This is a genomic window from Actinoalloteichus hymeniacidonis (genome assembly GCF_014203365.1).
Classification (GTDB): Bacteria; Actinomycetota; Actinomycetes; order Mycobacteriales; family Pseudonocardiaceae; genus Actinoalloteichus_A; species Actinoalloteichus_A hymeniacidonis.
The window spans coordinates 774,711-799,654 of sequence record NZ_JACHIS010000001.1; the positions used below are offsets into that span (position 1 = coordinate 774,711).

23 protein-coding genes and 2 pseudogenes are annotated in these 24,944 nt (G+C 68.9%); 16 read left to right on the forward strand and 9 right to left on the reverse strand.

Annotated features, from left to right (window positions below):
• Window positions 1-8: 8 nt before the first annotated feature.
• From BKA25_RS03590 to BKA25_RS03605, 4 genes are all read left to right on the forward strand, one after another.
• Window positions 9-695: a M23 family metallopeptidase gene (locus BKA25_RS03590; protein WP_236750382.1), complete on the forward strand. Its 687-nt coding sequence runs from the start codon at window positions 9-11 to the stop codon at window positions 693-695.
• Between the two features lie 177 nt (window positions 696-872).
• The gene (locus BKA25_RS03595; RefSeq protein WP_157421274.1) at window positions 873-1,613 is read left to right on the forward strand and encodes a hypothetical protein; all 741 of its coding nucleotides are present in this window, start codon (window positions 873-875) and stop codon (window positions 1,611-1,613) included.
• Entirely contained in the window at window positions 1,614-1,961 is a 348-nt protein-coding gene (locus BKA25_RS03600; RefSeq protein ID WP_157421273.1) for an immunity protein CdiI family protein, read from the forward strand.
• 337 nt (window positions 1,962-2,298) lie between these two features.
• Window positions 2,299-3,321 (forward strand): hypothetical protein, encoded by a 1,023-nt coding sequence (locus BKA25_RS03605; RefSeq protein WP_069852145.1) that lies wholly within the window; start codon window positions 2,299-2,301, stop codon window positions 3,319-3,321.
• 84 nt (window positions 3,322-3,405) lie between these two features.
• Here the strand turns inward: BKA25_RS03605 and BKA25_RS03610 are convergent, their stop codons facing one another.
• Genes BKA25_RS03610 through BKA25_RS03625 form a run of 4 tightly spaced genes read right to left on the reverse strand, consistent with a single transcriptional unit; the run spans window position 3,406 to window position 6,085 of the window.
• The gene (locus tag BKA25_RS03610) at window positions 3,406-3,651 is read right to left on the reverse strand and encodes an acyl-CoA carboxylase epsilon subunit (RefSeq protein WP_069852143.1); all 246 of its coding nucleotides are present in this window, start codon (window positions 3,649-3,651) and stop codon (window positions 3,406-3,408) included.
• A gap of 58 nt (window positions 3,652-3,709) precedes the next feature.
• The gene (locus BKA25_RS03615) at window positions 3,710-5,350 is read right to left on the reverse strand and encodes an acyl-CoA carboxylase subunit beta (protein WP_069852141.1); all 1,641 of its coding nucleotides are present in this window, start codon (window positions 5,348-5,350) and stop codon (window positions 3,710-3,712) included.
• Window positions 5,351-5,399: 49 nt separating this feature from the next.
• Window positions 5,400-5,756, reverse strand: coding sequence for a HepT-like ribonuclease domain-containing protein (locus BKA25_RS03620; protein ID WP_069852139.1), 357 nt, complete (start codon window positions 5,754-5,756; stop codon window positions 5,400-5,402).
• The gene (locus tag BKA25_RS03625; RefSeq protein ID WP_216637761.1) at window positions 5,753-6,085 is read right to left on the reverse strand and encodes a nucleotidyltransferase family protein; all 333 of its coding nucleotides are present in this window, start codon (window positions 6,083-6,085) and stop codon (window positions 5,753-5,755) included. Before BKA25_RS03625 ends, BKA25_RS03620 begins: the two co-directional genes overlap by 4 nt.
• A gap of 127 nt (window positions 6,086-6,212) precedes the next feature.
• Here BKA25_RS03625 and BKA25_RS03630 point away from each other — a divergent pair, with 127 nt between their 5' ends.
• From BKA25_RS03630 to BKA25_RS03665, 8 genes and pseudogenes are all read left to right on the forward strand, one after another.
• Complete coding sequence (locus BKA25_RS03630) at window positions 6,213-7,073, forward strand: biotin--[acetyl-CoA-carboxylase] ligase (protein ID WP_069852137.1); 861 nt, start codon at window positions 6,213-6,215, stop codon at window positions 7,071-7,073.
• Window positions 7,074-7,233: 160 nt separating this feature from the next.
• Window positions 7,234-7,770 carry a PH domain-containing protein gene (locus BKA25_RS03635; protein WP_069852135.1) on the forward strand — a complete coding sequence of 179 codons (537 nt, stop codon included), beginning with the start codon at window positions 7,234-7,236 and terminating at the stop codon, window positions 7,768-7,770.
• Window positions 7,767-8,723 carry a hydroxymethylglutaryl-CoA lyase gene (locus BKA25_RS03640; RefSeq protein WP_069852133.1) on the forward strand — a complete coding sequence of 319 codons (957 nt, stop codon included), beginning with the start codon at window positions 7,767-7,769 and terminating at the stop codon, window positions 8,721-8,723. Before BKA25_RS03635 ends, BKA25_RS03640 begins: the two co-directional genes overlap by 4 nt.
• A 6-nt stretch (window positions 8,724-8,729) precedes the next feature.
• On the forward strand, window positions 8,730-9,452 hold the full coding sequence (locus BKA25_RS03645; RefSeq protein WP_084643382.1) for an adenosylcobinamide amidohydrolase: 723 nt from the start codon (window positions 8,730-8,732) through the stop codon (window positions 9,450-9,452).
• A 384-nt stretch (window positions 9,453-9,836) separates the two neighbouring features.
• Entirely contained in the window at window positions 9,837-10,223 is a 387-nt protein-coding gene (locus tag BKA25_RS03650) for a YbaB/EbfC family nucleoid-associated protein (protein WP_157421272.1), read from the forward strand.
• 40 nt (window positions 10,224-10,263) lie between these two features.
• A complete protein-coding gene (locus BKA25_RS03655; RefSeq protein WP_069852129.1) occupies window positions 10,264-10,581 on the forward strand; it encodes a WXG100 family type VII secretion target in 318 nt (105 codons plus the stop codon).
• Window positions 10,582-10,611: 30 nt separating this feature from the next.
• Window positions 10,612-13,206, forward strand: coding sequence for a TNT domain-containing protein (locus BKA25_RS28265; RefSeq protein ID WP_069852127.1), 2,595 nt, complete (start codon window positions 10,612-10,614; stop codon window positions 13,204-13,206).
• 13 nt (window positions 13,207-13,219) lie between these two features.
• A pseudogene (locus tag BKA25_RS03665) lies at window positions 13,220-13,492 on the forward strand (hypothetical protein); the annotation flags it as partial.
• A 301-nt stretch (window positions 13,493-13,793) separates the two neighbouring features.
• Here BKA25_RS03665 and hisN read toward each other — a convergent pair.
• Complete coding sequence (gene hisN / locus BKA25_RS03670) at window positions 13,794-14,579, reverse strand: histidinol-phosphatase (protein ID WP_069852123.1); 786 nt, start codon at window positions 14,577-14,579, stop codon at window positions 13,794-13,796.
• A gap of 174 nt (window positions 14,580-14,753) precedes the next feature.
• Between hisN and BKA25_RS03675 the strand changes: the two genes are divergently transcribed.
• The gene (locus BKA25_RS03675; RefSeq protein WP_172803863.1) at window positions 14,754-15,428 is read left to right on the forward strand and encodes a response regulator transcription factor; all 675 of its coding nucleotides are present in this window, start codon (window positions 14,754-14,756) and stop codon (window positions 15,426-15,428) included.
• Window positions 15,429-15,434: 6 nt separating this feature from the next.
• A complete protein-coding gene (locus tag BKA25_RS03680) occupies window positions 15,435-16,712 on the forward strand; it encodes a sensor histidine kinase (RefSeq protein WP_069852119.1) in 1,278 nt (425 codons plus the stop codon).
• A 36-nt stretch (window positions 16,713-16,748) separates the two neighbouring features.
• Here BKA25_RS03680 and BKA25_RS03685 read toward each other — a convergent pair whose 3' ends face one another.
• From BKA25_RS03685 to BKA25_RS28270, 4 genes and pseudogenes are all read right to left on the reverse strand, one after another.
• Window positions 16,749-17,522 carry a nucleotidyltransferase family protein gene (locus tag BKA25_RS03685; RefSeq protein ID WP_069852117.1) on the reverse strand — a complete coding sequence of 258 codons (774 nt, stop codon included), beginning with the start codon at window positions 17,520-17,522 and terminating at the stop codon, window positions 16,749-16,751.
• Between the two features lie 213 nt (window positions 17,523-17,735).
• On the reverse strand, window positions 17,736-18,263 hold the full coding sequence (locus BKA25_RS03690) for a GtrA family protein (RefSeq protein WP_069852115.1): 528 nt from the start codon (window positions 18,261-18,263) through the stop codon (window positions 17,736-17,738).
• A gap of 212 nt (window positions 18,264-18,475) precedes the next feature.
• A pseudogene (locus BKA25_RS03695) lies at window positions 18,476-19,003 on the reverse strand (GtrA family protein); the annotation flags it as partial.
• Between the two features lie 165 nt (window positions 19,004-19,168).
• Window positions 19,169-22,432 (reverse strand): sigma-70 family RNA polymerase sigma factor, encoded by a 3,264-nt coding sequence (locus tag BKA25_RS28270; RefSeq protein ID WP_069852111.1) that lies wholly within the window; start codon window positions 22,430-22,432, stop codon window positions 19,169-19,171.
• Window positions 22,433-22,587: 155 nt separating this feature from the next.
• Here BKA25_RS28270 and BKA25_RS03705 point away from each other — a divergent pair, with 155 nt between their 5' ends.
• On the forward strand, window positions 22,588-23,559 hold the full coding sequence (locus BKA25_RS03705) for a hypothetical protein (protein ID WP_157421271.1): 972 nt from the start codon (window positions 22,588-22,590) through the stop codon (window positions 23,557-23,559).
• 157 nt (window positions 23,560-23,716) lie between these two features.
• Window positions 23,717-24,937 carry a 5-(carboxyamino)imidazole ribonucleotide synthase gene (locus BKA25_RS03710; RefSeq protein WP_069854065.1) on the forward strand — a complete coding sequence of 407 codons (1,221 nt, stop codon included), beginning with the start codon at window positions 23,717-23,719 and terminating at the stop codon, window positions 24,935-24,937.
• Window positions 24,938-24,944 lie beyond the last annotated feature (7 nt).

A 24,944-nucleotide genomic window follows, 5' to 3' on the forward strand; every position in this document is an offset into this window, starting at 1 on the left:
GAGTTCTTTTGACGCTGCGTACCCGTAACCCGTTTCTTCGTCGTCGTGCCGGTAAGGCCGTGATCGCCACCGCGTTGGCCGGTGCCTCCCTGCTGGGCGGCCAGCCGCTGCTCGCGGGAGCCTCCGAGGCCCCCGCACCGACGGAGCAGGGTGTCGAGGTCAGCGCCGAGCAGGACGCCGGTGCGGCGATGGCCCCGCTGTACAACGACGTCGCCCCCACGCTGCAGTTCCACACCCTCGCGGGTGAGGCCCAGGCCCATTCCGCCCGGGTCGCCGAGCAGGCGGCTGCGGAGGCGGAGGCCAACCGTCCGGAGTTCGTCAAGCCCGCCGAGGGCACCTTCACCTCCGGCTACGGCGCCCGGTGGGGTACCAACCACTTCGGTATCGACATCGCCGGCCCGATCGGCACCCCCGTGGTCTCGGCCACCGATGGCACGGTGATCAACGCCGGTCCGGCCACCGGCTTCGGCCAGTGGGTCCGCGTCCAGGCCCCCGACGGCACGATCACCACCTACGGCCACGTCGAGACCTTCACCGCGAGTGTGGGTGAGCAGGTCAAGGCCGGGGATCAGATCGCCACGATCGGTAACCGTGGCCAGTCCACCGGCCCGCACCTGCACTTCGAGGTCAACGTCGGCGGCCAGAAGCTCGACCCCCAGCCGTGGCTGGCCGAGCGCGGCATCACCGTCCAGTAAGACACCGAGCAACAGCAACACCCGAGGCGCCCGCCAGGTACTCCCTGGCGGGCGCCTTCCGTGTGTCCGGACCGATCGGTCGCCCAGGGTGCGGCAACGGTCCGTCGCCAATTCGCGTGCCGCCGGATGTCAGGTTGCGACATCATGGAATCAACACGCACGGTGAGGAGCGGCGTATTGTCCGTGACGATTGTGGTCGAACAGCTGCGCCAAGCGCACGCGCTTTTGACCGAGGCGCGAGCGGCCACAGCCAGGGCGGGGCACGAGATCGCGGAAGGCTCGGAGATCTTCGACGAAGGCACCAGGGGATCGATCTGGCCGCAGGTCGAGCAGATCCGCAGGTTCGGCCGGGCTGCGAGCGACGAGGTCCGATTGGCGTATACCGAGTTAGGTCAGGCGCAGGACATCATCGACGACTACTGCATGTCGATCGCGGGACACCGAATCGGCGGCCACGCGGGGATCGAAGGGGGCGCGGATTCCACGGCGATCGGACCCGGCACCGCCCCGGACGACTCCCAGAGCCGGTACCCGGAATGGATCGCCGAACGCGAACGGGCCGGGGCCGTCATCAACCCGGCGAACGTCGACCGGATGAGCCAGCTGCCGGACGGGCGCACGGTGTGGGTAGAGAGGGAGAACGTCAAAGGAGGAGCAGAACACATTCTAGACGACGACCGGGCCGGTCAATTCGCTCGCGCAGGAGTTCCTGCAGAGCAGATCATGAACCTTCTTTTCGCTGCCCTCGAACGTGGGAAGGTGGTTGGGTACAGTGGTAGAGACCGTCCGGTGTACGAAGTGATTTTTGAGGGTGAAAGGCGCCGTTTGGCTATCACGGTTACGCTGGACGGCTTGATCGTCGGAGCGCATCCAATTTCACTCAAGCGAAAATTGCGCACTCGTGTTTGGAGAGATTGAATGACCCGATCCGTTGTGGTTTCGTTGTTGGTGGGTTGGCAGGAAGACCCCTTCTATTACGACTTCGACGATCCTGAGGAGTACGGCCACTCGATCGAGGAGGCCGGTGAGCAGCTGCAGTTGCCCCCCGAGCTCGTGCGTGAGCTCGTCATCTGGGATTCCGAGTATCAAGCGACATATCGACCGAGTGACTACCGGAATTCAGGGTTCGCGTCAGTCGCCGAAGAAGAGTCCTGGCGGGAGCGGGGCAAGGCGCTTGCCCAACGGATCAAGCAGGAGTCTCCCGTGGTGGCGAGCGTGGATTACCGTGCGGAAGGCTTGCATCCCAAAGGATGGTGTGTATTTTAGACCCGTTTCAGTCGAACGTGTTTCGAGGGGGAGCGCGTGGTTGGTGGGCGATGCGAGTCAGTCGCGATTGCGTTATTGGCAGGCTGGCAGGAGCGCCCATTCTATCATGAATTGATGATCCCGAGGAATATGGTCATTCGATAGAAGAAGCTGGCGATCAATTGCAATTTCCAGCCGAGCTGATTTGATTCCTGGCGGCGGATGCGTGCTTTGAATGTGGGTTAACCGGAGACAGGACACCGAACGGCTTAGTCGGGACGATCCCCGCCTGGTGTCGGCCCCTGGGGCTAGCGTGCCCGACATCCCGAGCCGATCACCCTGTCGGAGGAACGCCAGCATGAAACCGACCTACGCGGACTTCGCGTTTCGACCGCCGATTCTGGGCAACGCGGTCGTCCACACCAGCGAAGCCAGCGCCGCCGGCTCGCATCTCGCGGTGGGCGCGGGTGGTTCGGTGACCTTGGATTTCACGCTCTCCAAGGGGGAGGAGATCGCCGAGGCAACCCTGAAGGTGCGGGCCCTGGTGGCGAAATCCAACCGCCGGACGCCGGGTTCCGCACCGGTCGACGTGCTGGTCAACGGCGAACTCGTGACCGAACGGCTCGCCATTCCCGGCGGCGGTGACCTGCCGCAGGACAACGTGCTCGCGGTGCCCGGCGCGCTGTTGGTTCCGGGCGAGAACACCCTGGAGATCCGCACCGCCGCCGACGCCCGCAACCAGCTGTGGCTGTACCGGATCACCCTCGATTCCGTCTACGAACGCGACCATTCCGAGCGCGCATTGGGCGCCGCCCATGCCGCCAACTCGGTCTTCGCCTTCGACACCAAGCGGTGCGCATCGGGCCACAGCTCGTGGGTGGCCGCGCCGCCGCTGCTCTTCCACGTCGAACGCGGCGAGAACTCCGTGCTCGAACACCTCTCGTGGCGTGGAACGGACGGCGCGGAGGCCGCCATCGTCTTCACCGCTGAGATGACCGGCTTCTACGGTCACCACCGCGCCGCCGACGGCACCCAATCGGAGTTCCGAGGCGAGGTCACCGGCAGGTGGGCCTTCCCGGACGGCATCGCGGACGCACGGGTGCACCGCTTCGCCACCGAGGAAGGTTGGGGCGGGGGCTGGCATCGCTCCCCCGACGAGCTGCGTTTCGTGCTCGACGACGGCGGCGCCCCCGTGGAACGAATCGCGTGGCGCGACCAGCGATGCAACTCCGGCTCGATCACTGTGCGCACCGGCTTGAACCCGGATACCGGCGGGCGACCTTACGACTTCCTCGGCATCTATCAGCGGGCCAACGAGGGTGCGATCGGCTACCGAGGCGTCGCCGTGCCCGAGTTGGACAAGACGCTGCACCGCGACTGACCAGCTGCTTCTCTCGCGACCAGCCGTTTCGGTCAACCGCACCCGACCGGCAGGCCTCGCCGCAGCCGAACAGCCCCGAAGCCCTCAACCCCGGAACGCCGACCAGCGCCAGGCGCCCGCGCCCGGCGAGAGCGGGCGGCGCAGCAACGCGGCCCGATCCGCCCAACCGGAGCGTTCCGGGGCAGCCGCCTCGGCTGGCTCCCCGGCTGAGGACGCTGCGAACACCGCCGCCAGCGCCGCCAACTCCGCGTCGTCCGGCTCGCCCCGGACCACGCGCAGCACCGGCCGCCCGGCGCTCGGCTGCTGGTCGGATGGCTGCTGATCGGTCATGCCCGTCCTTTCTCCCCGGCCGAACGGCCAGCTCACACCCGGAATCTCGACCGGCGGATCACAGCGGGATGTTGCCGTGCTTCTTCGGCGGCAGCGTCTCGCGCTTATCGCGCAGCAGCCGCAGCGACCGGGCCAGATAACCCCTGGTGTGCGAGGGGGCGATCACCGAGTCGACGTAGCCGCGTTCGGCCGCCACATACGGATTGCACAGCGTGTCCTCGTACTCCTGTTGGAGCTTCGCGCGCAGCGCGTCGGTGTCCTCGCCGTTGGCGGCGGCCTGCGCGAGGGTCTTGCGGTGCACGATGTTCGCCGCGCCCTGCGCGCCCATCACCGCGATCTGCGCCGTCGGCCAGGCCAGGTTGACGTCCGCTCCCAGATGCTTGGAGCCCATCACGTCGTAGGCACCGCCGTAGGCCTTGCGGGTGATCGTGGTGATCAGCGGCACCGTGGCCTCGGCGTAGGCGTACAGCAGCTTCGCGCCGCGCCGGATGATGCCGTTCCACTCCTGCTCGGTCCCGGGCAGGAAGCCCGGCACGTCCACGAAGGTCAGCACCGGCACGTTGAACGCATCGCAGGTGCGGACGAACCGGGCGGCCTTCTCGCTGGCGTCGATGTCCAGGCAACCGGCGTACTGGGTCGGCTGGTTGGCGACCACGCCGACGCTCTGACCCTCGATCCGGCCGAAGCCCACCAGGATGTTGGGTGCGAACCGCTCGTGCACCTCTAGGAACTCGCCGTCGTCCAGGACCCGGGTGAGCACCTCGTGCATGTCGTAGGGCTGGTTCGCCGAGTCCGGAATCAGCGTGTCGAGTTCGAGATCGGTCTCGGTGAGGGAGTCGACGACCGCGCCCTGATCGGCCACCGCTACCGGATAGAGCGGCGGTTCGCTGAGATTGTTCGACGGCAGATGACTCAGCAGCGACTTGACGTAGGAGATCGCGTCCTCCTCGTCGTTGCCCAGGTAGTGCGCCACCCCGGACCGGGTGTTGTGGGTTTCCGCCCCGCCCAGCTCCTCGAAGGTGACCTCCTCGCCCGTGACGGTCTTGATCACGTCCGGGCCGGTGATGAACATGTGCGAGGTCTTGTCGACCATCACCACGAAGTCGGTCAACGCGGGCGAGTAGACATGGCCGCCCGCCGTAGCGCCCATGATCAACGAGATCTGCGGGATGACCCCGGACGCATGGGTGTTGCGCCGGAAGATCTCGCCGTAGAGCCCGAGGGAGACCACACCCTCCTGAATCCTGGCCCCGCCGCCCTCGTTGATGCCGACGATCGGTCGGCCGGTCTTCAACGCCAGGTCGAGCACCTTGACGATCTTCTCGCCGTAGACCTCGCCGAGGGAACCGCCGAAGACCGTGACGTCCTGGCTGAACACACAGATAGGTCTGCCATCGACCGTGCCGAAACCGATGACCACGCCGTCGCCGTACGGACGGTTGCGCTCCTGGCCGAAGTTGATCGACCGGTGGCGAGCGTGCTCGTCGAGCTCGAGGAAGGAACCCGGATCGAGCAGCATGTCGATCCGCTCCCGGGCCGTGTGCTTGCCCTTGGCGTGCTGCTTCTCCACGGCGCGCGCCGATCCGGCGTGCACGGCCTCGTGATTGCGGCGGGCGAGATCGGCGAGTTTGCCCGCCGTGGTGTGAATGTCGGGTTGGGTGTCCGACAGTTCCCCGACCGGCTCGGTTGCGCTGCTCATGCCCGCGAGCCTAACCAGCGGCCCGCCCGGGGGACATGGTCCGGCGGCGTCACATCGAGGACGGATCCTGGTCCAGCGTCGCGCGGATGGACACAATCTGTGGGAGCAAGACGGGGATCTCTTCAGAGATCACTTTCCACAACACGCTGAAATCGATCTCGAAGTAGCTGTGCACGGTGCGATGACGCATACCGATCACAGCTCGCCATGGTACCTCCGGGTGAGCCAGTTGCAGCTCGTCTCCGACGTGATTGGCGGCTTCCCCGATGATCTCTGTCAGCTTGACCAGACCCAGCTGAAGTATCCGGTCCTCAGAGAGTTGATCTCGCGTTTTCGGACAGTTTTCGATGATCTCGGTAGCTGCTCCGATGATGTCATCGAGGCGCTGTTTGGCGGATCGCTTCACACCGGGACCGCTTCGGCGAGGATCCTGTCTCGCATTTGCCTCTTCAACCCGTTCGGTGTCGCGACCTGGGTGAAGACGTTGAGGAGATCTTCCACGCCGAGCGCAAAGCTGGTCATGGCGATATAACCGCCGTCGATGTCGATCAGAAGATCGAGGTCACTGTCCTCGTCGGCTTCGCCCCTGGCCACCGAGCCGAACACCCGAACGTTGCTGACTCCGTGCCGACGAGCGATGGCATGGATCTCGTCTCGATGAGCGAGGACCTCTTCCATCGTGACCCGGCGATGTGGCGCATCGACGACGGTGCCCGAGCCTGGCTTGTTGTTCATGAAGTCACCTCCCGCTTCCAACGCCATTCTCCTCGGGTGCACCTGACCCCGGCAACACTCGAAGTGATGATCATCGCCCCACCCGGCCCCACCCAGGCGCCGGCGCCCACCGACGTATCCTCCGGACGTGGCCGAAACCTCACAGCGCGCCCCGCTTGACCAGCGGTTCCTTCGGTCTGCCCTGGTGCGGCCCGCAGGTCCCTACGCGGCAGTCGACGTCCGGGCGAGCACCGGATCGACCAACGCCGACCTCGTCGCCCGGGCCGTCGAGGGCGCCCCGGACCGGACCGTGTTACTGGCCGAGGAGCAGACCGCCGCGCGGGGCAGGCAGCGTCGGTCCTGGACCTCGCCTGCGGGGGCGGGGCTGTATCTCAGCGTGTTGTTGCGGCCGGAGGTGCCGCCCGCCCAGCTCGGCTGGCTGCCGCTGTTGGCAGGGCTGGCCCTGGTCCGGGCGGTCCGGGCGGTGAGCGGCGTCGAAGCCGCGATGAAATGGCCGAACGATCTGTTGGTCGGGCCACACCAGCGCAAATGCGCTGGCATTCTTGCCGAGGCGGTACATCTCGGGCAGGCGGCGGATGCCGGCCAACCCGGCCAGGCCATCGTGCTGGGCATCGGACTCAACGTCGACCACCGGCTCGACGAGCTACCGCCGCGCCCGCATGGCCCCGAGGCGACCTCGCTGCATCTCGAAGGGGCCATCAGCCTGGATCGGACCGAGTTGGCGATCCGATTGCTCGAAGAGCTGGACGGGACGGAACGCACCTGGCGTAGCCACGACGGCGACGTGGCCCGCTCCGGGCAGCTCGCCGCCTACCAGGACGCCAGCGCCACCCTGGGGCGCCGGATCCGCGTCGAACTGGCGGGTGACCGGGCGGTGCTGGGCACCGCGGTCGATGTCGATGCGGGCGGCCGGATCGTCGTGGACACCGACGCGGGTCCGACCGAGAGCTTCTCGGCCGGTGACGTCGTCCACCTTCGAGCAGGCTGATCGACCCGGCCCGGACGGATTGCCCGAAAGACTCCGCAGCCGCCGCGAGGGCAACGGAGTAATGGGAAGCGTTATGACCGCGATGGTCCCGACGGGCCCTCCTCGCCGGTACGGTGATCGCGTCGTAAACGACGACACGCCCTGATCTGGAGGAAACACCGTGGGTTACCCGGAGAACATGCTCACCAACGACGAGCATGTCGTGGTCCACAAACACTCGCACTGGAAGATGATCTTCTGGCCCACGGTGGCACTGGTGCTCATCGTCGCAGCGGGGATCTTCGGCGCGATGATGGTGGCAGAAGAGGACTGGGCAACGATCGGCTGGATCGCCATCGGGGCGCTCGGGCTCATCCTGATCGTCTGGCTGTTCCTGATCCCCTTCATCAAGTGGCAGAGCACCCACTTCGTGGTGACCAACGAGCGAGTGATGTACCGGGCAGGCGTGTTGCATCGCACCGGCGTCGACATCCCGTTGAGCCGGATCAACAGCGTTCGCTTCGAGCACAGCCTCATGGACCGGGTGCTGGGCTGCGGCACGCTGATCATCGAATCCGCCTCCGACGAGGCGCTCACCTTCGACGACGTGCCCAACGTCGAGCGGGTGCACGGAATGCTCTACCAGCAGATCGACGAGGGCGGCCAAGCCGACTTCTACTACCCGCAGCGCAGCCAACAGCCCCGGCCCACCGAATGACCGACTTTCGTGCGCTCGGCCTGCCCCAGCGTGTCCCGGCCCCCGAACCAGGCGCGTTGCCCTCTCGGGTGACGATCTGGGAGGTGGGGCCGAGGGACGGGCTGCAGAACGAATCGACCACGCTGACTCTGGACGTCAAACTGGAGTTTCTGCGCAGGTTGGCGGCGGCGGGCCTGAGCGTGCTCGAGGCGACGAGCTTTGTGAGCCCGCGCTGGGTTCCCCAACTCGCCGACGCCGCAGAGCTGATCGCGGCGTTGCCCCAGGTGCCCGGGGTGCGTTATCCGGTCTTGGTGCCCAACGAGCGCGGACTGGACCGGGCGCTGGAAGCGGGCATCGCCGAGATCGCGATCTTCGGCAGCGCGACCGAGTCCTTCGCCCGCCGCAACCTGAACTGCGGAATGGCCGAGCAGTTCGCGATGTTCGAACCCGTGGTGTCCCGCGCGACCTCGGCGGGACTGCGAGTCCGCGGCTACCTGTCGATGTGTTTCGGCGACCCGTGGGAAGGCACCCCGGATCCCGCTTCGGTGGCCGAGACGGGACGCAGGCTGCTGGACCTCGGCTGTGACCAGCTCTCGCTCGGCGACACCATCGGCGTCGCGACGCCGGGCCAGGTCGAGACGCTGCTCAAGGCGTTCGACGAGGTCGGGGTCGGCGTGGACCGGTTGGCCGTGCACTTCCACGACACCTTCGGTCAAGCCCTGTCCAACACCCTCGCCGCCCTGCGCGCAGGCGTGTCCACCGTGGACTCCTCGGCAGGCGGCCTCGGCGGATGCCCGTATGCCGAATCGGCGACGGGGAACCTGGCCACCGAGGATCTGGTGTGGATGCTGGACGGACTCGGCATCGAGCATGGCGTCGACCTCGACGAATTGGTGCGGACCAGCGTCTGGATGGCCAGACAACTGGGCAGGCCCAGTGCATCCCGCGTGGTCACCGCGCTCGGCGGTAGTTGACCCACGATGCCGGATAACCCGCTGTACCAGGCCGTATCGGGGCAGCAGCCTGCCGCCGAACTCGGCCTGGTGGCGGGCTTACCGGTACTGACCTGGCGGTTGTCCAAGCCGTGGCTGGCGATCTCTTCGGCCGTGCTCGGCGGCGGTATCGGCGAACGTCACTGGGTGTGCAACGCGACCGTGCACCGCGACTACGACCGTCCCGACCCGGCCGCGCACCTCCGGGAGATCGCCGGGGAACTCGACCTGCTGGGGCCGGGGGTCGGCCTGCTCACCGCGATGGACGTCGGCGACGCCATCACCCGTGTTGATCACGAGGTGACGGCCTGCGTGACGACCGGGGTCGGCGAGCATCCGACCTGGGCCGCCGCCGAGGAATCGCCGCTCCTCTCCGCGCAACCGGGCACCGTCAACGCGGTCTGTGTGCTGCCCGTCCGACTCACCGAGGGCGCCCTGGTCAATGCCGTGGCCACGGTGGCCGAGGCCAAGGCGCAGGCTTTCGGCGATCTGGGTGTGCCGGGAACCGGAACCTGCACCGATGCCACCGTGTTGCTATGTCCGGTCGATGGTCCGGTGGAGAGTTATGGCGGACCGCGATCCCGCATCGGCGGTGCCCTCGCGCGGGCTGTGCACGCCGCCGTCCACGCCGGACTGACCGCCGCGCCTCCGGGCACATCCTGGAGCTATCGACGTACGCGACCGCCGTCGTTGCCCCCGACATCCAACTGAGACGGCCGGGATCGCGAACGCTCTCCGGGTCCCGATTCGCCCATGGCCAGCGGTGTCGAGCGGCCAGGAACCCTAGCGATCGGGCCCGACCGTTTCCTGCCGCCCGAGGCTGTCGCCGGTGCACGATCGACACCGGATCGGTATCGGAGCCAAGGATTTCCGCGTGGGAATGCTGCCGAACCCAAGCGAGTCCTATCGGTGTTCGACACGTGCTGACCAGCGAATATGCCCATAATTACCGGATGGATCCGGCCTTTCGGGCAGTTCGTGGGGGCGAGTGAACCGTTTGATCGAATTTGTTGCAAGATCGTGGGAACCGGATCTGGATCGGCTCCGTCCAACACCGGTACATCCATCGGGGGGCGGACCACCGGAGGCGTTATGGTGACCGACCACCAAGCCAACGTCGAACGATTGCTCGGCGAGTATCGGCGCAGCCGAGAGCAGCTTGGTGAGGTACACAGGCGTCTTGCTGAGATCAGCGAGACCGTGACCAGTCCTGACTCGTCGGTCGCGGTCACCGTGGGCCATCGTGGGATCGTCCAGCGGGTATGGATCGCCGACCACGCGTACCGCCGGTACCGGCCCGCCGACCTCGCCGTGCTGGTGACACACACCATTCAGGTCGCCTCGGCCTCGGTGGCGGCCGTCTCCGCCAGGGTGGCCTCCGAGGTGCTCGCACCGGGCGAGGCCGCAGGCAGGCAGGCGCCGAACAACGGGCGGTCCGAGGACTTCGGGCAGCAGAGCGTGCGGCAGGCGCCGAGCTGGTAGGGCTCGGGCACCACCGGTCGTTAACAAGGGAGGCGCAGGCATGTATCTCGTTGATCCGGATCAGTTGGAGACCCGCGCGGGCCGGTTCACCGGCCTGTCCGGTCAGGTCGAGGATGCCGCGGCGGCGCTGCGGGACGCGCTGGCCGAGACCGAGGGCTGTTGGGGCTCCGACGAGATCGGCCGCAACTTCGCCGCCCGACACGTCGGTCCTTCGGCGGAGGTGGTCGAGCTGCTCGACGCTCTCCCGGGCGAACTGCTCGACATGCGCGATCGCCTACAGGCGACCGCACGGGACTACTCGTCGGTGGACGAGCACAACGCGGGCCTGGTCGGGTCCAACGATGCCGGGTCGCACTGACCGCAGGCGCTGTAGATGAGGGGCGAGTAGATGGGTATCGAGCTTCCCCCGGAGCTAGCAGACGTCGCGCAACGTGCGGGCGTCTACTGGCCCTCCGCGGATGAGGAGAAAATGCGGACCGCCGCCGCTGCGTGGCGCGCCGCGGGTACGGCGGTCGACACCGCGGGCACGGACGCCGACAGCGCGGCGACCTCGGTATTCGACGGCTTCGAGGGCGAGGCCTCGGACGCGGCCCGCGAACGCTGGGAGACCTTCAGCTCCGACGAGGGACGCTTCCGCAGCATCGTGCGCGGCTGCGAGGAGGCCGCCGCCCGCCTGGAGTTCGCGGCCGACCAGATCGCCGCGACCAAGGTCGAGATCATCCGCCGGTTGGTGCTGCTCGCCGTCAAGGTCGACGCCGCAGAGCAGTCGGGCATCGATGGCGATGCCAGCGCGGAAGCGGAACTCGAAACGCTGTTCGCCGGTGCCCAGGCGGAGTTCGAGGAGGTCAACGGGACGCTGGCCTCCGCTGTGGAGGTCGAGAGCGGCGACGCGCTGCCCGAGTTCTCCAGCGCGAGCGGCGATCTGTCGGCCTTCCGGCCGGAGGGCGGGACGGCGGGACAGCTGCTCGATCCGCAGCTCGCCGAGCTACTCGGTCTCGATCCCGATTCGCTCGTGCCCGGTCTGGGTCCCGACGGCCTCGGCGGCGAGGGTCTCTTCCCCGGCGGCCCCGGATCCGATCGGGATGGATCGCCGATCCTCGGTGGGGACGGCTTCGGCAACAACGGTTTCGGTTCGGACGACGAGGACTCGCTGGGGCTGTCCGGACTGGTCGACTCGATGGTCGATTCCGGTGAGCTGTCGGAGAACGAAGCCGACCAGCTCGCGGAGAACCGGGGCTTCACCTGGGGCGAGGACCTGGTCGAGGAACAGGAGAACCTGGGCGCGTCGAATCCGTCGCCGAGCGATCTGCGGGACCTGGATCCGGAGAGCACCGGGCCGATTCCGATGGGAGTCATCGACGACGTCGCGAACACGGCCCTCCACGCAGGCGACCCCGGACCCGGCACCCCGCCGGGCGGACAGGCGGGCTTCACCCACCCGAGCGCGGGCGCGGGTGTCGGACCGGCAGCGCCCGGCCCCTCCAACGGCTCCGGTTACAGCGGACCCTCGATTCCCGACCCGCCGTCGAGCGGTTCCGGCGAACGTCCCGCCCCGCCGTCGTTGACGCCGTCCTTCGCCGGGCCACCACCCGAGGCCGCCCCGGCGCCCGCGCCGACTCCGCGTCCCGATTTCGCTCCGCCGGGGCAGCAAGCGAACCCGGCGCCGCCCGCTCCGTCGGCCCCCGCTCCCTCGGCCCCCGGCGGTTCCGCACCGCCGTCCGGCGGCGCCCAGCCCTCCGCGCCCGCACCGGCCCCGGGCAGGCCGATGCCCACCATCCCGGCGCCGGGTGGCGGTTTCGGTATCCCCGGCGGCACGCCCGCGCCGAGCATGCCCGGCGCACCGGTACCGCCCAGCGCGCCGATCGCGGGCGGCGGGCCCGGCCCGGTGGCGCCAGCTCCCGGCGGCGCACCGGTCGCCCCCGGTGCGCCAGGCGCCCCCGGTGGTCCGGTCGGCGGCCCGCCCGCCGGATCGAAACTCGGTGGGATGCCCGGCTTCGGTGGTCCCGTCGGCGGACCGATCGGCGCGGGCGGACCGGCACTCGGGGGCACTCCAGGCGTGGGACCCGCGCCCGGCATGGGCGGCGCCCCGGCCGGCGGGATGGTCGTCGGTGGTGGACCGGTCGTCGGGCACATGGCGGGCAACGCCATGCCCGGCAAGGCCGCACCGATGGCACCGGCAGGCGACATGTTCGGTGGCCCGGCGATGGGCGCCGACCACGGTGCCGCAGGCAGGCCCGTCCGACCACAGCAGGTCGATGCGGAGCTGCTGGCCTTCACCATGAGCCTCTTCCCACTCGGGCACATGCCGGTGCCCAGCGCGCGGCCCGCGCGTCAGCTGCCGGTTCCGCCCCGGGAGACCGATTTCGCGCCCGGCATCCGGTTCCCACCGCAGGATCACCCGCAGTCGGATCTGGTCGACCTCCGGCAGTCCTCGGGCCGCGACAACGAACCCACGGGTGTCGAGGAGAACGGCTGCCCGGCCCGACTGCGCGAGGGCCACGATTCGCTCGGGGATCTCAACGAGCGGGTCTGGGATCGCCGATTCCTGGTGCGAGCGGCCCCATCGGATCACTCCGGCCCCGCCGAGTACGCCTGGCCGCCCGGTGAACTGTTCCGGGAGGGCGCCGCCGACCCGGCGGGCAGCGAGGCCGCCATACTCCCCGTCGGCACGCGACTCGACCGGCTCGGCACCCCGCACGGTCGGGTCTTCGCCGAGGCCGACACGAAGTTCGCCGCCCGCTCCCTGCCACCGGAGTACGCGGACCGGCCGTACACGCAGTACGTGGTGCAGAAGCCGTTGCCCGCGTGGCGTGCGGTCTCGGCACCGTGGTTCGCCCAACCCGGTGGCGGATTGCGCTTCCGACTGACTCAGTCGGCGGTGGAGCTGGTTCAGGCGGGCTACCTGGCCGTCGATGAGACGGCGTCCACCGCGCGGGTATCGGCTACGGTGTCCGACCTCGTGCAAACCGTGCCGCAGGCGTGAGGAGACCGACCCGGTGAACATGGACTCGCTGCTGGAATGGCTGCTGCGCATCGGCGTGCCCGCCCAAGTGGTCTCGATCGGCGCCGAAGCCGATGACACCTGGTGCGTGGTACGCGAGGACGGGCAGGGTGGCGAACCCGCCTGGGAGGTGTTCTGGCGAGAGCAGGGCAACCGCTACGACTGGGCGCGGTTCACCAACGAGAACGTCGCCTGTCTCTACCTGTTCGGCAGGTTGTCCTGGACCCAGGCGGTGCGCGGTGTGATCGGGTTGCCCGCCGATGCGGTGTCGGTACCGGCCAAGCCGCAGACGGCCGTCCCGCAGGCGCCGTTGGCCGCCGGGACACCGGGCGTCGCTCCCGTCGCAGGTCAGCCTGTGCCCGCGGGACAACCGGATTCTACAGGCCAACCGGCGCCCGCAGGACAGCCGGGCGCGGCCCAGCCGGACAACGACGCCACGCCGCCCACCGGGATTCCGACCTTCACCGTCGCCAAGGACGCGAAGACCGCGTCTCGTCTGGACGGCTGAGTAGCCGCACTCCCCGCCCGCGCCGTGGATCGGTCCCGGCGGGGAGTGCGGACTCGTCGATTCAGCCGCTGCGCAACTGATCCAGCGCGGACTCGTGCAGCAGTCCGTTCGACGACAACGCGCTGCCGAGAGTGTGATCGCCGGCGCCGGTCAGGTCGCTGAAACGCCCACCGGCCTCCTCCACGATCACCTGTACGGCGGCGACGTCCCAGGCATTCACCACTGCTTCGGCGGCCAGGTCGATGGCGCCCTCGGCGACCAACACGTGCTGCCAGAAGTCGCCGAACGCCCGGTTCTCCCAGCAGGCATCCACCAGCCGCAGATACGCGGACCTGGAGTGGTGCTCGGTCCAGCTGCCCAGGTGCGTGGTCGAGAGATACGCATTGCCCAGCTCGTCGACGCCGGAGACCGAGATCGGTCGCTGCGTGCCGTCGGCCTCGCTGGTCCAAGCGCCATGCCCGGTGGCGGCCCACCAACGACGGCCGAGCGCGGCCGCGCTGATCACGCCCACCTGTGGCGTGCCATCGACGACCAGTGCGATCAACGTCGCCCAGATCGGCAGTCCGCGCAGGAAGTTCTTGGTCCCGTCGATCGGGTCGATCACCCAGGTGCGGGCATTCGTCGCCTCGGTACCGCCGCGTTCCTCGCCGAGGATCGCGTCGTCCGGTCGTTCCTGAGCCAGCAGGGTGCGAATCGCGTCCTCGACGGCCGTGTCGGCGTCGGTGACGGGGGTGCGATCGGGCTTGCTCGTGACATGCAGGTCATGCGCGCGGAATCTCGCACGGGTGACGGCGTCGGCGAGATCGGCCAATCGGCGGGCGAGATCGAGATCAGCGGCAGACGACACCCGGCGAGCCTAGCGGTCCGCTCTCGATCGATGATGACCAGCGGTGGGCCCGCCACCGCCGCGATCGACGACGGACCAACCCCGTGGGCAACCCCGCTGCCTCGGGGGAGACCCCCGGTCGGCTAGTTGCGATAACCGGAGAGTTCGAGCTCCGCGACGCTCTAGGGTGACAGGGTGAGTGTGGTGCTGTTGGCCGAGGACGACGTGGCGATCGCGGAGCCGCTGTGCCGAGCGCTGCAACGCGAGGGCTACTCGGTACACGTGGTATCCGATGGCCCCAGCGCGCTGGAGGCGGCCGTCACCGGTCAGAACGACCTGTTGGTGCTGGATCTCGGGCTACCGGGCATGGACGGGCTGGAGGTCTGTCGACGCCTGCGCGCGGTGGGCCGCGACATCCCGGTCCTGATGTTGACGGCCAGAACGGACGAGGTCGATTTCGTCGTGGGCCTCGACGCGGGCGCCGACGATTACGTGGCGAAGCCCTTCCGGCTGGCCGAGTTGATGGCCAGGATCAGGGCCCTGCTGCGCCGCCGGTCCGTCGAGTCGGTGGAGGCCAACGGGGTGCGGATCGATCTCTCGGCCCGTCGGGTGCAGGTCGACGGCCAGGAGATCCAACTCGCGAACAAGGAGTTCGAACTGCTTCGCGTGTTGATGCAGCACGCCGGGCAGGTCGTCACCAGGGACGAGATCCTCGACGAGGTGTGGAACGCCCCGGAGAACCGGACCAGTAAGACCCTGGACATGCACGTCTCCTGGCTGCGGCGCAAGGTGGGCGATGTGCAGGGGCGGGGCGGCGAACAGCGGATCGCGACGGTGCGCGGCGTCGGCTTCCGCTTCAACGTGGACTAGCCGCCGATGCGCACCCGCATCCTGCAATCGATCCTGCTCGCGGTCTCGGTCACCGTGATCGTGCTCGGTCTACCACTGGGCATCGTCTCGATGCGACTGGTGGAGGACCTGACCCGCCGGGAACTGACCGGCCGGGTCCAGCAGATCGCCACCAGCCTCGACGACCAACTCGCCGCAGGCGAGGAACTGGACCTGGGCCGCATCCGAGTCGCGGTCCCGGTCGACGGTCGGATCATGGTGCGGCTGCCCAACCAGGGCATGGTGCAGGACGGGCCCGATCCCGGCCCGGATCCGGTCACCGAGACCGCCTCGATCGTGCGACAGGGCAGTGTGACGCTGGCCGTTCCCTCCGGCCCGCTGCATACCTCGCAGGCGCAGATGGCGGCAGGCGTGGTGCTGTTGGTGCTGCTCACCGTCATGGTCGGCGTGGTGATGGCCAAGGTGACCGCCCGGCGGCTGTCGGAACCGCTGCGTCATGTGGCGGCCAGGGCGGCGCGACTCGGCGCCGGTGACTTCCGACCGGATCCCCGGCGACACGGCGCGGTGGAACTGGACCGGGTGGCCGACGCTCTGGATTCCTCCGCGACGGCGCTGGCCCGTTTGATGGAGCGCGAGCGGGAACTGGTCGGCGATGTCTCCCACCAGCTGCGCAGCCATCTCACCGCGCTGCAACTGCGCCTGGAGGAGCTGGTCGACCCGCGCCAACCGGTGAACCGCGACGAGGCCAGGGCCGCGCTGGTACAGGCCGAGAAGCTGTCCCGAGTGTTGGAGGACCTGCTGGCCACGGCCACCGCCGCCCGCTCCCGGACCGCAGAGCCCTTGGACCTGGCCGAGGAACTGCCCGAGGTCGTCGGGGAGTGGCGGGAGCGGCTTCGCGCGGAGGGGCGTTCGCTGCGGCTGCGCATCACCGACAGCCTCCCGGCCAGGGTCACGCCCGCCCGGTTGCGGGAAGCGCTCGGCGTTTTGTTGGAGAACGCGCTGATCCACGGCGCCGGAACCGTCACCGTGGTCGCCAGGCTGTCCGGCGCGATGGTGATGATCGAGGTCGGCGACAACGGGGCCGGGGTCCCCGACGAGCTCTCCCGGCATGTCTTCGACCGTGGCGTCTCCGGCGGTGGTTCGACCGGCGTCGGCCTATCTCTGGCCAGAGCCCTGGTCGAGGCGGACGGCGGTCGACTGGAGCTGTACACCGCCCGCCCCGCCACGTTCGTGATCTTCCTACTGGTCCCGAGGGCCGAGGACGTCCTCGGTGTCCCGTGGCCGGTCGAGACGACCCCTCGCTGAAGCGGGGAAGGTGTCCGCAGTCAGCTCGGCACGCCGTCAGTCCAGGGCGGCGGCGGGTTCGGTCACCGGCTTCGTGGTCGCCTCGGGCTCGGCCTGTTCGGCGTTCTCGGCGAGTTCCTTGGCGGCCTCACGGATGTCCTTGGCCGTGTCGATCGCCCGCCAGTAGCCGGTGATCTCGTGGCCGACGAGCTTGCCCCGCGCCGCCAGCTGCGGGAACGTGGTGCGCTCGTGGTCGCCGATCTCGGGCAGCTCCGCCAGGATCTCGCCGGAGAAGGCATAGACGCCCGCGTTGATCGGGTACGGCGACAGCGGCGCCTCCACGAAGTCGCTGATCCGACCGGCCTCGTCCAGGTCGACGACGCCCCACGGCAGGCGAGGGCGGGCGAGCGCGACGGTGGCGATCGCATCCTGGTCGAAGTGACGCTGGGTCAACGCGGCCAGTGAGAAGCGGGTCCAGATGTCGCCGTTGAGCGCGAACCACGGGTCGTTGGGGGCGGGCAGGTGCCTGCCCGCGTAACGCAGACCGCCACCCCGGCCCAGCGGCTCGTCCTCGACGACGGTGCGAACCCGGATGTTGCGCGTGTCCTGGGTCGATTCCAGGTGCGCGATGAGCACATCGGCGAGGTAACCGGCCGAGACGACAACGTCGGTCACGCCCGCCTCGGCCAGCCAGTCGAGCTGATGGTCGATGATGCACCGGCCGGAGATCTCGATCATCGGCTTCGGCCGGGTGTCGGTGTACGGCCGCAGCCGGGTGCCCTGCCCACCGGCCAGGATCACCGCCTGCCGCACCGTTGTCGCCTGCGTCATGGTTTGGGACGGTAGCAACCTGCCGCCCGCTCAGGAGGAGGGTGTGCGGGATTCGTGTGGGCAATCACGGCGCCGCCGGGTCGCAATACTGGACATTTCGAGAATTGCCCTTGCCGTGCACCTCGGTGTGATGTGGCTGTGATGTGGTGGCGGCGCCATCGGACGGCGAAAAAGAGCGCGGCGAAAGCGACTTGATTCGCGGCGCTGATTTTGTTAGTCGTGCACGCCGGGCTTGAGTTGGGTGTCCGACTGCTTCGAATCGCGGTCGGGGAAGACGAATTTCCGGAACGCCCACCAACGGAAGGCCATTCCCAACAGGGTGCCGATCACGCTGCTGCTCACGAAGTCGGCGATCTCCTCGGTGAGGCGACTCACCGCAGGCTCGTCGAAGCCCAGTACATAGCGCGATACCCACAGCGGAGCGGCATAGAGGATCACGCCGATACCGCTGACCAGGAAGAACAATGCTGCTTCGTGTGGTCGCTCCCGGCCTCCTCTGGTGCGGAAGGACCACTCCCGATTCAAGACGTAGGAGACGATGGTCGCGATGAGGACCGAGACGATCTTGGCCGTCACCGGGTGCGGTTCCAAGATCGTCAGCTTCAGGACATAGAAGATGATGGTGTCCACGAGGAACGTCATGCCACCGACGGCCGCGAACTTGAGGAATTCCTGGTGCTTCAATGCCAGTCCCCGAAGGGACTTCGGTACCAGATTCACAACGGTCTCGACCAACGCCACCCGGGCAGTCTACGGAACCGTTATACGTGAGCCGCCCTGACAGTCCGATCGGACTTGTCGTCGCACGTCACAAGAGTGTTGTCGGCTCGGAGTGCACTCCCAATTCAGGGCAGTTCCCGCTCCGGTCTCGGTGCCTCGGTGAGCGCGTCCTCGCCGAGAGTGGTCTCCGGGAGGGTGCCGCTGGGCAGCGCCGGGTCGGGCAGCGCGGCGCCGACCGGATCCTGATCGTAGGAGGGGACCTCGCTCCTGGCCCGCACGTTCTCCTGCGGGAAGACGAATCGACGGAACGCCCACCAGCGGAAGAGCATCCCGATCAACGTTCCGACGATCTGGCCGCTGACGAAGTCCGCGGTCTCCTGGCCGAATCGACTGATCTCGGGCATCTGGAGATCGAATACATAGCGCGAGACATAGAGCGGCGCCGTGTTGATGATGACGCCGATGCCGCTGACCAGGAAGAACAGTGCGGCTTCATGCGGGGTGTCCCGCCCGCCTCTGGTGCGGAACGACCATTCCCGGTTAAGCACGTAGGAGAAGATCGTCGCCACCAGCACCGCGATGACCTTCGCAGTGACCGGCTTGGCCGACAGCACACTGAGTTTCAGCGTGTAGAAGACCAGATTGTCGATCACGAACGCCGAGCCGCCGACGAAGCCGAACTTCACGAGTTCTCTATGCCGCAACGCCAAGGATCGCAGCGGCTCCGGAACCCGATTCAGCACACTTTCGACGACGGACACGGCCGCAGTCTACGAAAGTGCGGCGTGGTGAGGGGTTTTCCCCCGGCCCGGGTGTCGATGAACTCACATTGTGTCGCCTTGGCAAGACGGTCGTCGGCGGCGGCTGATCACTCGTGATTCCCGGCTTTCGACAGAGTGTGTTGGATAGTCGATTGGATCAGAAAATCACCGAATCGGGTGGTCATGGGCAGGTTGATCTAGCGGTTGGTCGTCGCGATCGGACGGGGTGTCGGCCGATTTCGGAGTCGAGGTGGAAGCGGTCGCGGCAGGCAAATGAGGCAATTCCGGCAGGTCAGACATGTTGGGCGGCGGGGCCGGTGTCGGCTCGGTCGAGGTGGGAGCCTGCGGCTCGCTCGACTCGCCAGGTGTCGGCTCTGCGGGCGGGGGCGGCTCCGCAGGGGTGGTGTCCTCGGCTGGCGGCTCCGGGGCGGGTCGGGTCTCGTCGACGGGCGGCTCCGGGGCGGACTCGGCTTCGGGCGTCGACTCGGGCCGTGGCTCGGCGTCCGTCGGCTGTGCCGGATCCTGATGTCCCGCGAACCAATGTCGATCCCAGCGCACCTCGACGCCGGCGTGCTGGGTCGCCCCGCCCAGTGTGGCGGTCAGCGCGAGATCGGCCGGAGCGGGCGGCCTGGCTCCTCCCGTGGTGCACAGCGGAATGTAGAACTCGTGCGACTGACCTGGCTGCAGCGTCGGCGTGGTCCGCACCAGGGGCTGCCCCGTCGCACCGCAGCGCAACAGGTTCCCGATCCTGCTGCCCGTGGCCGGAAGGGTCGTCAGCGGTGCCCCGAGGAAGGAGTGGGTGCCGACCCCATCGGGCGGCAACACGGTGATCTCGCCGGGTCTCGTCGTCTGTCCGGTGTTGACCACGGTGAGTCGCAGCAGCGAGTAGTAGGACCAACCCGCGCCATGGTGGGCGATGGGCAGCGCCCACGACTTCTTCACCTCTGCCGTCAGCTGCACGGCGTCGATCTCGGGCGGCTCGACCACGGTGATCCGTCCAGTCGGCAGCGGGCGTTCGGTGCCCGGCCCGGCCCGGAGATCGCCCGCCACCGAGCCGGTCGCCGCGTGTTTCATGGCGCGCAGCGTGAAATCGAACGACACCTCGCCGCCCGGCGCCAAGCCGGCCGCGCTGCGACAGGTGATCGTGTCCGCCTCGGACCGACAGCCATGGCCCGCCGCGTCCTCGGCCGCCACCCCCGGCGGTAGGCGCAGGGTCAACTCGACGGCCTCGGATTCGGCGGCGCCCTGGTTGCGCACCCGATAGCTCAGCGGCTCCGGTGCGGCGCCGATGACCAGTTCGGTGGGGACGGTGTCGAGGACGGCCACCAGATCCGGCGCGTTGATCGGCGCGGTCACTCGGCCGCTCGCGGTGCCGAGCTCGCCCGTCACCTCGACCGAACCATCGACGAGCAGGGCCCTGGTCACGGGAATCTCCACGGTCAGGCTGTCGCCGGGCGCCAGCGGTCGCTCGGCGGCACAGTCGAGCTCGTGGCCGCCGATGCCTGCCGGGCCGCGCGAGTGCGACCAGTGGCGATCGTGGTCGCACTCGGCGGGCAGCCTGCCGGGCAGCAGCCACCACGGGGTGCGGACTCGGACCTCGGCACGGTCGGTGCTGCTACCGGTGTTGGTGAGGGTGACGACGATCCGGCCGAGCCAGGGCGCCCCGTACTCGCCTCGGCCGTTCACCTCGGCGGTCAGCGCGAGATCGTCGACCGGTTTGCGGACCTCGATCTCGATGGCGCCGAGCTCGACGAGCGCTGTGCCCCCTGCGCCCACCGTCCCGGTCACCCGGCCGCCCTCCGCGTCGACGGCGGCCTGGAACTCGAGATCGAAGACGAGGCTCGCGCCCGGGGCCAGACCGGCCGCGCTGGCGCAGCGCAGCGAACCGGTGTCGGTGCTGCAGTCGATCGACGCTGCGTCGGCCAAGACGGTGTCCGCCGCCGAGGGGCGCGCGGTCGGAGCAGCGGGATCGCGATCCACCGACGACGGCGAAGCGGGTGCCGGAGCGACTTGGGCATCGAGCAGGCCGGCGGGTTCGGCTCTGGCGAGGATCGAATCCGAGGACGACCGGTCCACCGAGGACCGAGCGGGTTCCACCGAAGCGGAGTTCGCGGCCGCCAGCCGGGCGGAGATTCCCGGCGGCAGCCGCAGATCCGCCACCACGATCTCGGAGTCCGCCGAGCCGACGTTGGCCACCGAGATCGGCAACGCGCCCGGTGGCCCGCCCGCCGACAAGACCAGCGACTCGGGCGGGGTGGTCACCTCGAGCACCGCCTCCGTCGGCGCGGGCTGCTCCGGTGGCGCCGGTGGAGCGGGCAGGGGTGGGCTGGGTGCGGGAGCGCCGGGTTCCGCTGGCGCGGCAGGGGATTCGGGCACCGGTTGCTCCGGCGCCGGGGGGACGACGGGTCGGGCGGGCTGTTCGACGGCCGGAGCCGGTAGCGCGGCAGGCACCGGTGGAGCATCGGCCAACAGCGTCACGGCGATCGTGGCGACCAGCGCGACGGTCGAGGCGGCCGCCGTCAGCCACTGGCGGGGCAGCGAGCTCGTCGCGCCGACCACCGAACCGCCGGTGGTGGCGGCGATCCCCGCCGTGATGGCCGGTTCGTGCAACGCTTTTGCGAGCAGCACGGTGAGATAGCCGCTCGCGCCCGCTCCCAGGACCACACCGCCGATCTCGCGGAACATGCCGTTGAGATCGGTGAGCTCGGCGGCCAGCGCGCGGCAGTCGAGACAGCCGTCGAGATGGGCGTCCACCTGGGCGGTCTCGCGTTTGGACAACCCGGATCGGGTCCAGGCGCCCAATCGTTCGGTCGCCGCCCGGCAGTTCTCCGCCTGCGTCTCGGCCAGATGAACCTGGAGGTAGGCCTGACGTAAGCCCTCTCGGGCCCGATAGGCCAGCGCCGAGACCCCGTTGGGCGTCAGTCCGAGTAGCGGCGCGACCTCGGCGACGGACTCACCCTCGACCTCGGTGTGCCACAGCACGGTCCGCCAGCGCTCGGGAAGACGAGCGAATGCCCTGGCCGCCAACGATCGCTCCAACTCCGCGATCGGAGCGTCGTGAAAGGGAATGCCGACGTCGGCCCCGGGTATCGCGCCCACGTCGTCGGACACCGAGACGCGCCGTTCCTTCCTGGTCCGGTCGTACGCCCCATTGCGTAAGGCGGTGAGCAGGTAGGCGCGGAAGGCGACATCGGGCCCGTTGCCCATGCGCAGCTGATCCAAGACCTTGGTGAAGGCGTTCGCGACGAGATCGTCCTGCTCGGCCCGAGACTGGGCGAGCTGCCGTGCCAGGTTGTACGCCGCAGTGACATGCCGTTCGTAGAGCGTCCCGTATGCCTCTACCGAGCCGTCCCGAACCGCGTCGATCAGCTCCGTGTCGGGTGGTTCGGGTAATTCATCGGGAACGATCGCCACGCCGGGGACCTCCATGCCTTGCGTCCGTCGGAGAACCCAGTGTGACCAATCGGCTGCGCATTGTGTGAATCGGCCCTAGGTCTCGTGATGGCAACACCCCGTCATGGCATGCCCGCCGCGACGTCACCCGAGGGAGAAGGAACCGATGTGGCGAAAGGGGCAGCCGGGATATGACCACACCGCCACCTGCATGGTCGGGGCCATCGAGCCCGCAACCGCTTCCCTGGGACGGCTCCACCCGGATGCCTGCGGGCGTGTTCGAATACTCGGCCTGGATGTTGTACGCCCGGTGGCGGGCCGCCAGCATCGCCTCGGGTTGGGCGTTCCCGGCGGACTGGGCGAGGACGCCCGCGCGGGCCGTGTGTCGGGCGCTGGTGGTCGGGACGGACCCGACGCGCCAGTTGACCGCACTGGGCGCGGTACGAGCCCGCGACGGGGTCGACCTGGCCGCCACGCTGCGAGACATCGTCGCGCTGTACTCGGTGCTCCCCGGAGCCGAGCCTGCCCCGGCCTCGCCGCAGTGCCCACCGGCATCGAACCCGGCCGAATCGACGTCCTGGTTCGGCGGCGCCGACCTCGACGGCCTTGGGCCCGCCCCGGCGGAACTCGCCAGTCTGGGTGCGCCTGCCGCAGCGATGGGCGCGGTGGCACTCGGTTGGGCCGACGCCTCGGTCGGGAGTCTGCTCGAACAGCAGGTGTGCGACGCGCTCACCGGATTGGCCACCGAGGGCTACCTGCGCAGGCGGATCGACGAGCTGTATCGGGAGGCGGCCGTGACCGGCCGGGCGGTGGCCGAGGACTTCGCCCTGGTGGTGGTCGCGGTGAATCTGCGCCGGGTCAGACGGTGGCCGAGGAGCCTGGCGATGGTGGTGGTCGGCGACGCACTCGGCCGGGCCTTCGAAGGCGGCCAGACCCGTGCGCTCGCAGCCCCCACGGTGGCCCTCGTGCTGGCGAAGGCGGATCGAAGGCTGCCATTGCGGCTGGTCACAGCCCGGTGGCTTGTCGAACGCGGCCTGCATGTGTCGGTGCCCGACCGGGAGACCGGCCCGGTTCGGGTCTGGCGCGAGCCGCTGCCCGCGCGATGCGAGGAGGTGCCGGAGCTGCTGCGTCGACTGGCCGGACAACCCGGGCAGGCGGGCTGATATCGGAGGAATAGGCCGCCGAGGACGACGAGGCTCGGCGCGGCTGCGCGAGTGACCTGGACTCGACAGCACACCGGGCGCCGACCAAGCGAGGCGGAGCGCCGCGACCAGCCCGGACGTCACCCGGTAGGCTTCCGCGCCCGTGGGCACCAACAGCATGGACAAGGGGTCGATGCCCGTCGTCGGCATGATCGGCGGCGGCCAGCTCGCCCGGATGACACACCAGGCAGCGATCCCGCTCGGCCAGTCGCTCCGGGTTCTGGCGGTCAGCCCCGACGACCCGGCGGCCCTGGTCGCGCCGGGGGTGTCCTACGGCTCGCACACCGATCCCGAGGCGCTACGCGGTTTCGCTTCCGAGTGCGACGTCGTGACCTTCGACCACGAGCAGGTGCCCGGCGAGTACCTGCGCGCCCTGGAGGCCGAGGGCTTCACCGTCCGACCGGGTTCGGCCGCGCTGATCCACGCACAGGACAAGCTCGTGATGCGCACCAGGCTGCGGGAACTGGGGCTGCCCGCGCCCGCGTTCTCCGAGGTGCAGACCCCCGATGACCTGATTCGATTCGGCGAGGAACACGGATTTCCCTGCGTGGTCAAGGCCACCAGGGGCGGCTATGACGGCCGAGGGGTCTGGATGCCCGCCGACGCCGACGAGGCTCGCAAGCTGGCCGAGGAGCTGCTTGCCGCGGGCACGCCGTTGATGGTGGAGCAGAAGGTCCGGATGCGCCGCGAGCTGGCGGCCGTCGTCGCCCGGTCGCCGTTCGGCCAGGGCGCCGCCTGGCCGGTGGTGGAGACGGTGCAGCAGGACGGGATCTGCGTCGAGGTGCACGCGCCCGCGCCGGGACTGGACTCCGCGACGGCCGCGCACGCCCAACAGATCGCGTTCCGGATCGCCGAGGAGCTCGGCGTGGTTGGGGTGCTGGCGGTGGAGCTGTTCGAGCTCGCGTCCGACGGGGAGACCGACACCGCGCCGCGATTGGCCATCAACGAGCTCGCGATGCGGCCGCACAACTCCGGTCACTGGACCATCGAGGGCGCCAGGACCTCGCAGTTCGAGCAGCATCTGCGTGCCGTGCTGGACTATCCGCTCGGCAACACCGATCTGGTGGCGCCCGCTGCGGTGATGGCGAACGTGTTGGGCGCGCCCGAGCAGCCCACGATGTCGGTCGACGAACGACTGCATCACCTCTACGCGCGGTTCCCGGACGTCCGAGTGCATCTGTACGGCAAGTCGGAGCGGCCGGGCCGCAAGGTCGGGCATGTCACGATGCTGGGCGAGGACGTGGAACTCATCGCGCCCCGCGCGCGACTGGCCGCTCACTGGCTGTCGCACGCGGTATGGACCGACGGCTACGACATCCATGGAGGACAACAGCGGTGACCGCCAA